This window comes from Streptomyces sp. NPDC001027, assembly GCF_040299045.1.
Classification (GTDB): domain Bacteria; phylum Actinomycetota; class Actinomycetes; order Streptomycetales; family Streptomycetaceae; genus Streptomyces.
Map to the genome: position 1 here is coordinate 15,202 of NZ_JBEPBI010000015.1, position 14,095 is coordinate 29,296.

Annotated in this window: 10 protein-coding genes; 9 read left to right on the plus strand and 1 reads right to left on the minus strand. The window is 74.0% G+C overall.

The window, feature by feature from the left end; genetic code table 11:
• Positions 1-67 precede the first annotated feature (67 nt).
• The 5 genes from ABT300_RS07395 (at position 68) to ABT300_RS07415 (ending at position 6,491) form a co-directional block, all read left to right on the plus strand.
• Complete coding sequence (locus ABT300_RS07395; protein WP_351673041.1) at positions 68-1,333, plus strand: 6-phospho-beta-glucosidase; 1,266 nt, start codon at positions 68-70, stop codon at positions 1,331-1,333.
• On the plus strand, positions 1,324-2,295 hold the full coding sequence (locus ABT300_RS07400; RefSeq protein ID WP_351673042.1) for an N-acetylglucosamine kinase: 972 nt from the start codon (positions 1,324-1,326) through the stop codon (positions 2,293-2,295). The genes ABT300_RS07395 and ABT300_RS07400 overlap by 10 nt, the downstream gene beginning before the upstream one ends.
• 276 nt (positions 2,296-2,571) lie before the next feature.
• Positions 2,572-3,966, plus strand: coding sequence for a GlnX family signal transduction membrane protein (locus ABT300_RS07405; RefSeq protein WP_351673043.1), 1,395 nt, complete (start codon positions 2,572-2,574; stop codon positions 3,964-3,966).
• Positions 3,967-3,980: 14 nt separating this feature from the next.
• Positions 3,981-5,015 (plus strand): glutamate ABC transporter substrate-binding protein, encoded by a 1,035-nt coding sequence (locus ABT300_RS07410; RefSeq protein WP_351673098.1) that lies wholly within the window; start codon positions 3,981-3,983, stop codon positions 5,013-5,015.
• A gap of 147 nt (positions 5,016-5,162) precedes the next feature.
• Complete coding sequence (locus tag ABT300_RS07415; RefSeq protein ID WP_351673044.1) at positions 5,163-6,491, plus strand: hypothetical protein; 1,329 nt, start codon at positions 5,163-5,165, stop codon at positions 6,489-6,491.
• Between the two features lie 25 nt (positions 6,492-6,516).
• Here ABT300_RS07415 and ABT300_RS44425 read toward each other — a convergent pair whose 3' ends face one another.
• Positions 6,517-6,876, minus strand: coding sequence for a hypothetical protein (locus ABT300_RS44425; protein WP_502977889.1), 360 nt, complete (start codon positions 6,874-6,876; stop codon positions 6,517-6,519).
• Between ABT300_RS44425 and ABT300_RS07420 the strand changes: the two genes are divergently transcribed.
• The 4 genes from ABT300_RS07420 (at position 6,875) to ABT300_RS07435 (ending at position 13,984) form a co-directional block, all read left to right on the plus strand.
• Complete coding sequence (locus tag ABT300_RS07420; protein ID WP_502977890.1) at positions 6,875-9,196, plus strand: serine/threonine-protein kinase; 2,322 nt, start codon at positions 6,875-6,877, stop codon at positions 9,194-9,196. The genes ABT300_RS44425 and ABT300_RS07420 overlap by 2 nt on opposite strands.
• A gap of 3 nt (positions 9,197-9,199) precedes the next feature.
• Complete coding sequence (locus ABT300_RS07425; RefSeq protein WP_351673046.1) at positions 9,200-10,633, plus strand: PP2C family protein-serine/threonine phosphatase; 1,434 nt, start codon at positions 9,200-9,202, stop codon at positions 10,631-10,633.
• Positions 10,634-10,803: 170 nt separating this feature from the next.
• The gene (locus ABT300_RS07430; protein ID WP_351673047.1) at positions 10,804-12,150 is read left to right on the plus strand and encodes a vWA domain-containing protein; all 1,347 of its coding nucleotides are present in this window, start codon (positions 10,804-10,806) and stop codon (positions 12,148-12,150) included.
• Positions 12,151-12,217: 67 nt separating this feature from the next.
• The gene (locus ABT300_RS07435) at positions 12,218-13,984 is read left to right on the plus strand and encodes an FHA domain-containing protein (RefSeq protein ID WP_351673048.1); all 1,767 of its coding nucleotides are present in this window, start codon (positions 12,218-12,220) and stop codon (positions 13,982-13,984) included.
• The last annotated feature ends 111 nt before the right edge of the window (positions 13,985-14,095 follow it).

The following is a 14,095-nucleotide window of genomic DNA, read 5'->3' on the forward strand; positions in this document are numbered from 1 at the left end:
GGGGACAACCCCCGTACCCCCGGCCGATGATCCCCGACCCCGGCACAGCGAAGCGAGGCGGCTCCCAGTGAAACTCACCGTGGTCGGCGGCGGCTCGACCTACACCCCCGAACTGATCGACGGCTTCGCCCGGTTGCGCGACACGCTGCCCGTCGAGGAACTGGTCCTCGTCGACCCGTCGGCCGAACGCCTGGAACTGGTGGGCGCCCTGGCCCGGCGCATCCTCGCCCGCCAGGGCCACCCCGGCACGATCGTGACGACGAACGACCTCGACCGGGCCGTCGAAGGCGCCGACGCCGTGCTGCTCCAGCTCCGCGTCGGCGGCCAGGCGGCCCGTGAGCAGGACGAGACCTGGCCGCTGGAGTGCGGCTGCGTCGGCCAGGAGACGACCGGCGCGGGCGGCCTGGCGAAGGCGCTGCGCACGGTCCCGGTGGTCCTGGACATCGCCGAGCGGGTCCGCCGGACGAACCCGGACGCCTGGATCATCGACTTCACCAACCCGGTCGGCATCGTCACCCGCGCGCTGCTCCAGGCCGGCCACAAGGCCGTCGGCCTGTGCAACGTGGCGATCGGGCTCCAGCGCAAGTTCGCCGCGCTGCTCGACGTCGCCCCCGCGGACGTCCACCTGGACCACGTGGGCCTCAACCACCTCACCTGGGAGACCGGGGTGCGGCTGCACGGGCCCGAGGGCGAGGACGTCCTGCCCCGCCTGCTGGCCGGCCACGGCGACGCCATCGCCGCCGACCTCAGGCTGCCCCGCCCGCTCCTGGACCGCCTCGGTCTGGTCCCGTCCTACTACCTGCGCTACTTCTACGCGCACGACGAGGTCGTCCGCGAGCTGCGCACCAAGCCCTCGCGGGCCTCCGAAGTGGCGGAGATGGAACGCCGGCTGCTGTCGCTGTACGCCGATCCCGCGCTGGACGAGAAGCCGGAGCTGCTCGCCAAGCGCGGCGGCGCCTACTACTCGGAGGCCGCGGTCGACCTGGCCGCGGCGCTGCTGACCGGGACGGGCAGCCCCTACCAGGTGGTGAACACGCGCAACGACGGCACGCTGCCCTTCCTCCCGGACGACGCGGTGATCGAGGTCCAGGCGGCCGTGAGCCCGAAGGGACCGACGCCGCTCCCGGTGACGCCGCTCGATCCGCTCTGCGCGGGTCTGACGGCGCAGGTGACGGCCTACGAGGACCTGGCCCTGCGGGCGGCCCTGCACGGCGGCCGCGACCGGGTGTTCAAGGCTCTGCTGGCACACCCCCTGATCGGCCAGTTCGCGTACGCCGAGCAGCTGACCGACCGGCTGATCGCACACAACCGGGAGCACCTCGCGTGGGCCTGACGGCAAGTGTCCTCGCCATCGACGCGGGCAACAGCAAGACCGACGTCGCGGTGGTCGCGGCCGACGGGGAGGTCCTCGCCACGGCCCGCGGCGACGGCTTCCGTCCTCCCGCGGTGGGCGTGACGGCGGCGATGGACGCCCTCGCCGAGACCGTCACGCGCGCGTACGGGGCGGCCGGGGTGACGGCGGCGGCCCATGTCTCGGCCTGTCTGGCCAACGCGGACCTGCCCGTGGAGGAGGAGGAGCTGTCGGCGGCGCTGCACGCGCGCGCGTGGGGCGCGTCGGTCGACGTCCGCAACGACACGTTCGCGATCCTGCGGGCGGGCGTGGCCGAGCCCCGGGGCGTGGCCGTGGTCTGCGGCGCCGGCATCAACTGCGTGGGCATGCGCCCCGACGGCCGCACCGCCCGCTTCCCCGCCCTGGGCCGGGTGTCCGGCGACTGGGGCGGCGGCTGGGGCCTGGCCGAGGAGGCCCTCTGGCACGCGGCCCGGGCGGCGGACGGCAGGGGCGAGCCGACGGACCTGGCGCGTGCGCTCCCGGCCCACTTCGGGCTCCCGTCCATGTACGCGCTGATCGAGGCCCTGCACCTGGAGCGCGTCCCGGCGTCCCGCCGCCACGAGCTGACCCCGGTCCTCTTCGCGACGGCGGCGGGGGGCGACCCGGTGGCGCGCACGATCGTCGACCGGCTGGCCCAGGAGGTGGTGACGATGGCGGCGGTGGCCCTCTCCCGGCTGGATCTGCTGGCGGAGGAGACGCCGGTGCTGCTGGGCGGCGGCGTCCTGACCGCGGGGCACGGGCAGTTGGACGACCGTGTCCGGGAGCTGCTCGCCGCGCGGGCCCCGAAGGCCGTCGCGCGCGTGGTGCGGGCACGGCCGGTGCTGGGGGCGGCACTGCTGGGCATGGACCGGACGGGAGCGGAGGTGGCGGCGCAGGACAGGACGCGCGCCTTCTTCGAAGGCTGAGCCTCCCCCGGCGGGGGCGCGGGCTGTGCGGCGGGGGCGCGGGCGGCGTCGCGGGGGCGCGGGCCGTGGCTCCGCCGCGGGGGCGCGCGACCAGCCACGACGCCCCCCGCACCGAAACCGGCGCATACCCCCGGGAAGGAACCGAACACCCGCCCCAGGCGTATTCATGGTCAGGGGTAGCTGCGATCTGATCAAGATCCAGTGAAGGCCGGTGCGCAGTACGGTTCCCGCCAGGGATACTGACCGGCGGGAGATGACCATGGGGGAGGTCGAACAGTGGCAGATCCGGCAACCAGCACGGCACCACCGCCGGTCAAGGCGCCCGCGCCGACGCCGTCCGGCCCGCGCCGGACGGCTTTCGCGGAGGGCCTCGACAAGGCCCGTGCCGCGGCGACCACCGAGCCCGGGCGGCTGCGGGTCATCGGCGCCGTCCTCGCCCTGCTCGTCCTCGCCTTCGGCGCGGTGACCGCGTGGCAGACCACCGACCGCGCGGCCGCAGCCGACGACGTGCTGCACAAGAGCCAGCCGCTGAGCTCGGCCGCGGCCGACATCTACCGGTCGCTGGCCGGCGCCAACACGGCAGCCTCCAGCGGCTTCCTGGCGGGCGGCCAGGAGACGGCGACGTCCCGGCAGCGCTACGAGGAGAACATCGACAACGCGGCCGAGAAGCTCGTCAACGCCGCCAACAGCGCCGACCCCGACTCCGCCTCCAACGAGTACATCGTCAAGCTGAACACGATGCTGCCCGAGTACAAGGGCCTGGTGGAGCGCGCACGGACGTACAACCGGCAGGGCTTCCCGGTCGGCGGCGCCTATCTGCGCTACGCCAACCAGAAGATGCAGGACGAGATGCTCCCGGCTGCCCAGGAGCTCTACGACAGCGAGAACCGGCGGCTGCAGGACGACTACGGCGACGCCACCCCCTACCCGTGGGCGGCGATCGCGCTCGGCGTGGTCGCGCTGGCGGGCCTGGCCTGGGCGCAGCACCGCAACTACCGCCGTACGAACCGGGTCCTGAACCACGGCCTGGTCGCCGCGACGGCCGCCACCACGGTCGTGCTGCTCTGGCTGGTGGTCGGGCACAGTGTGGCCCGCGCGGGGCTCGACGACTCCTACGAACACGGCGTCCGCTCGCTGAACGTGCTGCACGACGCGCGGATCGCCTCCCTGAAGGCCCGGGGCAACGAGAACCTCACCCTGGTGGCGCGCGGTGCCGAGACGGTGAAGGTGACGGCCGACGGCAAGGACGTGACGCTCGACAAGTACGACCACGACTTCACCACCGACATGGCCGACCTCGGCAAGGGTCTCGCCCGGGCGGCGAAGCTCGCCGACGACGAGTCCGGCGAGAAGCCGGTCGCCTCGGCCGAGAGCAACATGACGGAGTGGAAGAAGCGCCACGCCGCGGCCCGCGCGCAGGACGACAACGGCAACTACGAGCAGGCGCTGGCCCTGGTGATCGGCGGGAAGGACGCGACCGGCGCGTGCTTCGACAGCGTCGACGACAATCTCGCCACGGCGCTGGAGCACGAGCGGCTCGAGTTCCGGAAGGCGGCGAGCGGCGGTCTGGACGCGATGACGGGGCTGGCGGTCGGCGCCGCCGTGCTCGCCGTCCTGGGCGCGGCGGGCGCGGTCCTCGGCATCGGCCGCAGACTGTCGGAGTACCGGTGATGGGGGGCGTGACGATGCTTGTGCGACGGGTGCGGGCGGGCCTGAAGGGCTGGGGCGGCGTAGGCGCGATGGCAGGCCTGTGCGCCCTCGCGCTGGCCTTCGTGCTGCTGCTGCCGTCGGCCGGCTCAGGACCGGTCTCCGACACGGGAGCCGGCCAGGGCGGGCGGGGCCTCGCTTCGGGCGCTGCGGCGGCCGACGCCGGCTGCACCGACCCGGAGAAGCAGACGCTGGCCCCGTCGAGCGCGGACGGTGCGACCATCGCCGCGATCAAGGCCCGGCAGGGCGAGAAGCGCAAGCTGATCGTCGGCGTCGACCAGAACAGCTACCGCTGGGGCTACCGCGACCCCAACAACTCCGTGGCGGAGCTCGAGGGCTTCGACATCGACCTGGTCCACCGGATCGCGCAGGACATCCTCGGCGACCCGAACGCGGTCCAGTTCAAGGCCATCCCGACCAACCAGCGCATCCCGGCCATCCAGGAGGGCCGGGTCGACATGGTGGTGCGCACGATGACGATCTCCTGCAGCCGGCTCGGCGACGTCGCGTTCTCCGCGCCGTACTTCAAGACCGGCCAGCAGGTCCTCGCCCCCAAGTCCTCGTCCGTGGACGGCTACGACGCCACGCTGGCGAAGAAGAAGATCTGCGCGGCGGCCGGCTCGACGGCCTACACCAGGCTGACCGACGACCAGAAGGCCGGCAAGCTCGCCGCCGGCGCCACGATCGCCGCCGTCCCCAACCAGCTCGACTGCCTGGTGCGGTTGCAGCTCGGCGAGGCGGACGCGGTGGTCACCGACGGTGCGCTCGCGGCCAGTCAGGCCGCTCAGGACCCGACGGTGGAGCTCAAGGGCGCGCCGTTCACGACCGAGTACTACGGCGTGGCGATGAAGAGCAGCGCGAGCGATCTGGTGCGCCGGGTCAACCAGATCCTGGTGTCGTACAGCGCGAGCGGCTGGCAGACGTCGTACGACAAGTGGCTGTCGGCCACACTGGGCGGTGACGCGGCCACCTCGAGGCCGCCCACACCGCCGCAGTACCTGCGCACGAGCTGACGGCCACCGCCGGCGGCACGCCGCAGCGACCGCCGACGGGCGGGCCGGCCGGCACGAGCGGGACAGGCGGGACCGACGGTACGAGCGGGGCCGGCGGGCAGGGCAGGCAGACAGATCAGCGGACCGACCAGCAGCGAGAGGTGATCGATGGGCGTCACGGGACCCCCCGGGCCGGTCATGGACCGGGACGAGGTCGACCGTGCGCTGGCGCGGCTCGGCGCGGAACACGAGGCGATCGAGACCTCGCTCCTCGCCCTGCAGGACCACGCGGGCCGCAGGCTCCTGGAAGGCGCCGAGCTCACCGGCGTCACCAAGGAGCGCTGGGCGTCCGCGGAGGCGTCGATCACCCTGCTGTGGGCGTACTTCGACGCGTACACGGCCGCCCTGCGCGGCGCCCGCGAGATCCGCTCGCGTCGCCGCTGGTCCAGCCGTGAGGACCTGGTGGAGCTGACGGAGCTGCTGCGCGGCGAGTCCGTCACCGTCGCCGGTTCCCTGGCGGGTGCGAGCGCCAACGCGCCGACGCTGCACGGCGCGGGCAAGCTCAGCCAGAGCTTCTCGCTGACGACGCTCGTCGACCGGATGAACGAGCTGTACGCGTCGTCGCTGGACATGGTCGTGGCCGCCGACGCGGTGTGGTCGGCGCTGCCCGCCCGGATAGATTTACTGGCCGCGGAGCTCCAGCGCACCCGCCGGCTGGCGCACTCCGTCGGCGTCCGTCCCGGCGAGCACCCGGCGGGCGACGACCTGGAGCGCATCACGCACACGCTGACCGCCCTGCGCGAACAGGTGGTGTCGGACCCCCTCGCGTACTGGACGCCGACGCAGGGCAGTTCGGCGCCGGGCGGCGGTCGTCCCGACACCACGGTGTACGACCGTGAGGCCCGCGCCCTGGACGACGTGCGCAGGGAGATCGACGCCGTCCTGACGGTCCGCCAGGACGCCGAGCAGCGGCTGGTGCGGCTGCGGGACGTCCTCAGTCGCGCCGACCGCACCCTCGCCGAGGCGCGCGCCGCGCGCGGCGAGGTGCTGGCGAAGATCGCCGCCATCGAGGTGCCGGTGGTCAGCGGCCCGCCGACCGTGCTGCAGGAGCAGCTCGCGACGGCCGCCGAGTACCGCCGCCATGCCCAGTGGCACCGTCTGTCCCCGCTCCTGGAGTCCCTGGAGCAGAAGGCGGAGGACGAACTGCTGCGCGCCCGCGAGTCGTTGGGCGCGGTCACCCAGCCGCTGGCGGTCCGCGCGGAGCTGCGCGGCCGTCTCGACGCGTACAAGGCGAAGGTCGCCCGTCACGGGCTCGCCGAGGACCCGTTCCTCATCGAGCGCTACGACGCGGCGCGGCGCATGCTGTGGAGCGCGCCCTGCGATCTGCGCGTCGCCGAACAAGCCGTCCTGCGCTTCCAGCAGGCGGCCGCCGAACTGCTCAGCGCGCCACGCGTGCCGGAGCAGGGCGGGCCTCAGGACCACAGGGGGGAGCAGTAGCCATGAGTCAGGCAGGGCAGGCGTGTCAGCGGCCGGGCTGCGAGGGATCGTACGAGGACGTGGGCGGCGGCGAGCTGTACTGCGACACCTGCGGTCTGGCCCCCGTCGTGGCGTCCGGGGGCCCCTCCTCCGGGGAGGGTCTGGTGGGCTCGCCGCCGACCGGGGTGACCGGCGGCGGCAAGGGCTCGTCGGGCAGTTCCAGTTCGCGTGAGAGCGCGCGCAGCTCCCGTACGACGTCGCAGTCGGCGAAGTCCCGCCGCTCGGTGTCCGGGCGGCTGTCGCGTTCCCTCTCGGGCACGTCGACCGGCCGGTCGGTGTCGGTGCGCAGCTCCGGCTCGACGTCGAGCTCCTCGGGGCGGGCCCGGCTGGGCGCCGGACTGGTCATGGTGCCGCAGGTGCCGAAGCCGGACCCGCGCTCGATGGTGCTGGAGAACCCCGAGGTGCCCGAGCGCAAGCGGTTCTGCTCGCGCTCCGACTGCGGCGCTCCGGTGGGCCGTTCGCGCGGCGAGCGGGAGGGCCGCACCGAGGGCTTCTGCACCAAGTGCGGCCACCCGTACTCCTTCGCTCCGAAGCTGAAGGCCGGCGACGTCGTGCACGGCCAGTACGAGGTCGTGGGCTGCCTCGCGCACGGCGGCCTCGGCTGGATCTACCTGGCCATCGACCGTCCGGTGGGCGACCGCTGGGTCGTCCTGAAGGGCCTGCTGGACACCGGCGACCAGGACGCGATGGCCGCGGCCATCTCCGAGCGGCGCTTCCTCGCCGAGATCGAGCACGCCAGCATCGTGCGGATCTACAGCTTCGTCGAACACCTCGACCAGCGCACCGGCTCCCTCGACGGCTACATCGTCATGGAGTACATCGGCGGCAAGTCCCTCAAGGAGATCGCCAACGACCGCCGCACGGCGCAGGGCAAGCGGGACCCGCTCCCCGTCGAGCAGGCCTGCGCGTACGGCATCGAGGCGCTGGAGGCGCTCGGCCATCTGCACAGCCGCAACCTGCTGTACTGCGACTTCAAGGTCGACAACGCGATCCAGAGCCAGGACGAGCTCAAGCTGATCGACATGGGCGCGGTCAGGCGCATGGACGACGACGAGTCGGCCATCTACGGCACGATCGGCTACCAGGCGCCGGAGGTCGCCGAGGTCGGCCCGTCAGTCGCCTCAGACCTGTACACGGTGGGCCGCACGCTCGCCGTGCTGACCTTCGACTTCCAGGGCTACACGACCGTCTTCGCGGACTCGCTGCCCGACCCCGACAACATCGAGGTCTTCCGGCAGTACGAGTCCTTCTACCGGTTCCTGGTCCGCGCCACGGACCCCGACCCGGACCGCAGGTTCGCCTCCGCCCAGGAGATGGCGGAGCAGCTGACGGGTGTGCTGCGCGAGGTCGTCTCCCTGCAGAGCGGCCGGGCGCGGCCCGCCCTGTCGACGCTGTTCGGCCCCGAGGTCAAGGTCACGGACACCGAGCTGTTCCCGAGACTGGACGGGGAGGTGTCACAACTGGGCGCGCGCGTCGCCGTGACGTCCCGCAGGCTGTTCGGGAGCTCACGGTCCACGACGGCGACGGCCGGCGGCGCCGGTCACCCGCCCGCCCTCGCCGCCGCTCCTGGCGTTCCCGCCGCCACGGCCGGTTCGTCCTCCGCGCCGCCGGGCGGCGCCGTTCTCGCCCTCGCGGGCACGGCGTCTCCGGTCGCGGCCGGCGCCGCGCTGCCGGCCGCGGGCGGCGCGAGCGCGCCCGGCGCGCCGATCACGCCGGTCGTCGCCCCGGGCCTCGTCAGGGCCGTTCCCGCGCCCGCCGCGGCCCTCGCGCTGCCCGCCCCCCATGTCGACCCCGCCGACCCCAACGCGGGTTTCCTCGCGGGCCTGCTGGCGTCCGCGCCGGGCGAACTGATCACGGCCCTCGCGGCCGCGCCGGCGCCGTCGGTCGAGACCCGGCTGCGGCAGATCCGCGCCTGGCTGGAGAACGGCGACCACCAGGCGGCCCTCATGTCGCTGGCGAAACTGGAGGGCGAACGGCCCGACGACTGGCGGGTGGTCTGGTACCGGGGCATGGCCTCGCTGGTCACCGGCGACCACGAGGGCGCCGCGCTGGCCTTCGACGCGATCTACGACGCCTTCCCCGGCGAGACCACGCCGAAGCTGGCGCTCGGCCTGTGCGCGGAGGTGCTGGGACAGCTGGACAACGCCGCCGAGTACTACCGGCTGGTGTGGACGACCGACCCGAGCTATGTGAGCTCGGCGTTCGGGCTCGCCCGCGTGCAGCTCGCGGCCGGCGACCGGGCCGGCGCCGTACGGACGCTGGAGTCGGTGCCCGAGTCCTCCATCCACTACACCGCGGCCCGGGTGGCCGCCGTGCGCGCGAGGCTCCGGCAGCGGACCGCCGCCGCCTCCGACGTACCCTTCCTGGAGGATCTCACCGCCGCAGCGGCCCAGGTCGAGGCGCTGGACGCGTACGGTCTGGACCCGACGCGGCGCGAGCAGCTGTCCGCCGAAGTCCTCGGCTGCGCCCTCGACTGGATACTCTCCGGAGGCCAGGGCGCCGGTCCCGCCGCCCGGGTGCTGCTCGGCAGCCGACTGGACGAACGGGGGCTGCGCTTCGGACTGGAGCGTTCGTACCGCACGCTGGCCCGGCTGGCGACCGGCGGTGAGGAGAGAGTCGACCTGGTGGAACGTGCCAATCGTTACCGCCCCCGGACGTGGGTGTAGTTGATGTCGCAGATGCCCCGGCAGGCCGCCCTGCCGACGTGTCCGAGCTGCGCGGAGCCGCTCGACGCGGGTGACCGTTTCTGCGGTGCGTGCGGATACGACCTGTCCGTCGTGCCGCCGAGCCCGGACGACCACCCGACCCTGACGATGAACGGCTCGGCCCTGCCGGCTCCTTCGCAGACCTCGGGCGCGGTCCGCGAGGCCGGGGAGGACCGGCGAGCCCAGGAGACGCCCCCCGGCGCCCCCGCGGCCCCCGGCGCCCCCGCTGTTTCCGGCGTTTCCGGTGTTCCCGGCGACCCGGGTACGGCCGACGTCTCCGGCGCTCCCGACGTTTCCGGTGTTTCCGGTGTTTCCGATGTCTCCGGAGCTCCCGGCGTCTCGGGCGTCCAGGGTGCGGCTGACGTCCCCGGCGCTCCCGGCGTTTCCGGTGTCCGGTTCGACCGGCCCGCGGAGCCGGACGAGTACGCCCTGCAGGCGCCGGACCCGCGGGTCGCGGCCGAGGCCGCCGTCGCGGCGGAGAGCGCGAAGGTGTGCGTGGCCTGCCGTGCGGGCCGGGTCGACGACGACGGCTACTGCGAGAACTGCGGCCACGCCCAGCCGCGCGAACGCGACCACATGGAACTGGAGTCGGGCCCGATCGCCGCCGTCAGCGACCGCGGCCTGCGCCACCATCGCAACGAGGACGCCTTCGGCCTCGGCTGCGCCGCCCTGCCCGACGGCTCCCCGGCGCTCGTGGCGATCGTCTGCGACGGCGTGTCCTCCGCCACCCGCCCGGACGACGCCTCCCTCGCCGCGTCGAGGGCGGCGAGCGAGACGCTGCTGGCCGCCCTGCCGCGGGGCACGCACCCCCAACAGGCCATGCACGAGGCGATCGTCGCCGCCTCGCACGCGGTCAACGCGCTGGCCGAGGAACCGGCCACGGCCCGCGAGCACGCCCCGCACCAGAACGCCCCCGCCTGCACCCTGGTGGGCTCGGTGGTCACCGCCGGGCTGCTGGTCGTCGGATGGGTCGGCGACAGCCGCGCCTACTGGGTCCCGGCGGACCGCAGTTCGCCCCCGGCCCGCCTCACCGAGGACGACTCCTGGGCCGCGCAGATGGTCGCCGCGGGCCTGATGAACGAGGCGGAGGCCTACGCCGACGAGCGCGCCCACGCCATCACCGGCTGGCTCGGCGCCGACGCCTACGAACTCGAGCCGCACACGGCTTCCTTCAAGCCGGACCGCCCTGGTGTGGTGGTGGTGTGCACGGACGGCCTGTGGAACTACGCCGAGGCCGCGGAGGAGATGGCGGGCGTCGTCCCGCCGGACGCCTCGGCCCGGCCCCTGCACAGTGCGCGCGTACTGGTCGGCCACGCCCTGGACGGCGGGGGCCACGACAACGTAACAGTGGCCGTCGTGCCGTTCCCCGCCCCCGTGCAGGGGGCAGGATCGGCCTGAGGCCGCAGAACGAACTACGGGAAACCGGTAATCACGGGCAGCACGCGAACCCCGGGATTCACGGCGACCACGGCAATCACGGGGAAGCACGCGTGCGGACCGGAGGGGACCGGTCCGTGCCCAGACATCGCCCCACCGATGTGGGGTTTCCGAGGGGGATTTGAGTAGGCATGGCCAATTTCTCGAAGTCGAACGTGCCGCAGTTCTCGGTGGACGTCTATCAGAACGAGTACCTGCCGGAAGGCGGCCGCGAGGTCAACGCGATCGTGACGGTGACCGCCACCGGCGGCGGCACGGTGGGCAGCGCCGTGGCCTCGCCGCACCTCTACTCGCCGAGTCAGGGCCCGTCCGCCGCCGTGGTGATCATGGTGGACTGCTCCGGCTCGATGGACTACCCGCCGACCAAGATGCGCAACGCCCGCGACGCCACCGCCGCCGCCGTCGACACCCTGCGCGACGGGGTGCACTTCTCGGTGGTCGACGGCACGCACGTCGCCAGGGAGGTCTACCCCGGCGGGGGCCGCCTCGCGGTCGCCGACGCCACCACCCGCGCGCAGGCCAAGCAGGCGCTGCGCCGGCTGAGCGCGGGCGGCGGCACCGCGATCGGCACCTGGCTGCGGCTGGCGGACCGGCTGCTGTCCACCGCGGACGTCGCCATCCGGCACGGCATCCTGCTGACCGACGGCCGCAACGAGCACGAGTCGCCGCAGGACCTGAAGGCCGCCCTCGACGACTGCGCCGGGCGCTTCACCTGTGACGCACGCGGCGTGGGCACCGACTGGGAAGTGAAAGAAGTCACAGGGATCGCGTCGGCCCTGCTCGGCACCGCCGACATCGTCGCCGACCCGGCCGGCCTCGCCGCCGACTTCACGCAGATGATGGAGACGGCGATGGGCAAGGAGGTCGCGGACGTCGCGCTGCGGCTCTGGACCCCGGTCGGCACCGCCGTCAGGTTCGTCAAGCAGGTCGCCCCGACGGTCGAGGAGCTGACCGGACGCCGTACGGAAGCGGGCCCGCGCGCGGGCGACTACCCCACCGGTTCCTGGGGCGACGAGTCCCGTGACTACCACGTGTGCGTCGAGGTCCCGGCGGCGAACGTCGGCCAGGAGATGCTCGCCGCACGGGTCTCGCTGGTGATCCCGGAGACCGGGGGCAGTGTCCGGAACCTGGGCGCGCAGGGGCTCGTGAAGGCCGTCTGGACCGACGACATGGCCGCCTCCACGTCGATCAACCCCCAGGTCGCCCACTACACCGGCCAGGCCGAACTGGCACAGGTCATCCAACAAGGTCTCGACCTTCGCAAAGCAGGCGATATGGATGGGGCGACGGCCAAACTGGGGCGTGCTGTCCAGCTCGCGAGCGTCTCGGGGAACGCGGATACTGCGAAACTGCTTGCGAAGGTGGTGGACGTGGTCGACGCCACGACAGGTACTGTGCGACTGAAGGCGAAGGTCGCGGACGCCGACGAGATGACGCTCGAGACCCGGTCCACAAAGACTGTTCGTGTAAAGAAGTGACCTGAACGAGCTCCCGGGGCGCCGAAAGGCTTCCGGGACACCGAAGAAGAGAGGGGGACGCGCCGACATGCCGACCTGCCCGAACGGACACCAGTCGGGTTCCGACGACTGGTGCGAGGTCTGCGGTCACCGCATGGCCGGTGCCGTGCCTCCGCCCCCGCCGCCCCCCGCCGCGGGCGGCGGCTACGGCTTCCCGCCGCCCCCGCCCGGTCAGGGCGGCGGCCGGCCCGACGGTCGCCATCTGTCCTCGGCGCCCGGTCACGAGTCCGAGCTCTGCCCGCAGTGCCGCACGCCCCGAGAGGGCGGCGCGCCCTTCTGCGAGGAGTGCCGGTGGAACTTCCTCACCAACACGGCGACCTCGTACACCCCGGCCGCCCCCCGCACTCCGGGCCCGGGCCCGGGTGGCCCCGGGCCCATGGGCCCCGGCGGAGCCGGTCCCGGCGGTCCGGGCGGTCCCGGCGGTCAGGGTCCCGGCGGGCGTTTCCAGCCACCGCCGTCGTACGGGGGCGGCGACTCCTTCGAGTACCAGGGTTCCCGCCCGTCGCAGGTGAACCGTCCCGCGGAACCGATTCCCTCGGGTCCGCCGTTCGGCGGCGAGCCGTCGGGACGGCAGGGCGGTCCCGGCGGCGTGGGCGGCCCCGCGGGACAGGCCGGCGGCCCGTTCGGACGTGAGCCGGGCGGCCCGGGCGCTCCGGGCAGGCCCGGTGGCGGCTCCGGTCCGGCCGGCGGTCCCCCGGCGGGCGCCTTCGGCGGCCCCCCCACCGCTCCGGGCGGCGATCCCTTCGGACGCGAGCCCTCCGGCCCGTCCGGCGACCCCTTCGGACGCGAGCCCTCCGGTCCCGGCGGCCGTCCGCCCGGCCCGGCCGGCGATCCCTTCGGGCAGCCTTCGGGCCCGTACCGGCGTGAGCAGGGCGGGCAGTCCGCCGATCCCTTCGGACGCGAGCCCACCGGCCCGTCCGGCGACCCCTTCGGACGCGAGCCCTCCGGCCCCGGCGGCCGTCCGCCCGGCCCGGCCCGCCCCGGTGACGGCGGCCCTTCGGGCTTCGGCGGCGAGCCCTCGCGGCCTGGCCCTCCCGGGCCGGCGCCCACGACCGGCGGATTCCCGGGCCAGGGCGGTCCCGCAGGTCATGGTGGTCCGGGCGGCCCCGGCGGCCCGGGTGGTCCCGGAGCTCCGCAGGCCTACCAGCCGTCCGGCCCGACGTCCCCGCCCGGCTACCCGCAGGAGACCGGCCGGCAGCAGCCCGGCGGCCGGCCCTTCGGCGGCGGCGGTGACGACGACTGGGTGATCTCTCCCCCGTCGCACACGGGCCCCGGCCAGGGAGACCCGAGGAGTCAGGGCGCGCCCCAGGGAGGCGGTGGCTACGGCTACCCGCAGACCGGCGCCACCCAGGCCCCGCCCCCGCCCAACCCGGCGTACTCGCAGCAGCCGGCGACCTGGACGGCGACGATCGGCCCGGACCGCTCGTACTTCATGGCGATGATGCACCGCTCGGGTCCGGAGGCCGCGGGGCTGAACCTGCCCGCGTACTCGCCCGAGCAGCAGCGCACGCTCACCGGCAACCAGATCACCATCGGCCGCCGCCGTCATTCCACCGGCGAGACCCCCGACATAGACCTGTCGGTGCCGCCGGAGGACCCGGGCGTCTCGCACCAGCACGCGGTGCTGGTCCAGCAGCCCGACGGCAGCTGGGCCGTCGTCGACCAGAACTCGACGAACGGCACGACCGTCAACGGCTCGGAGGAGCCGATCCAGCCGTTCGTCCCGGTGCCGCTGCAGGACGGCGACCAGGTCCACGTGGGCGCCTGGACGACGATCACCGTCCGCCGCGGCTGACGGCGACAGGACGGACGGCGACCGCACGGAAGGCGACCGGACCGAGGGCGACCGGCTGACGGAGACACCGGCCGGGCCGTCCACGTGGTCCTGCCGTCCACGTGGTCCTGC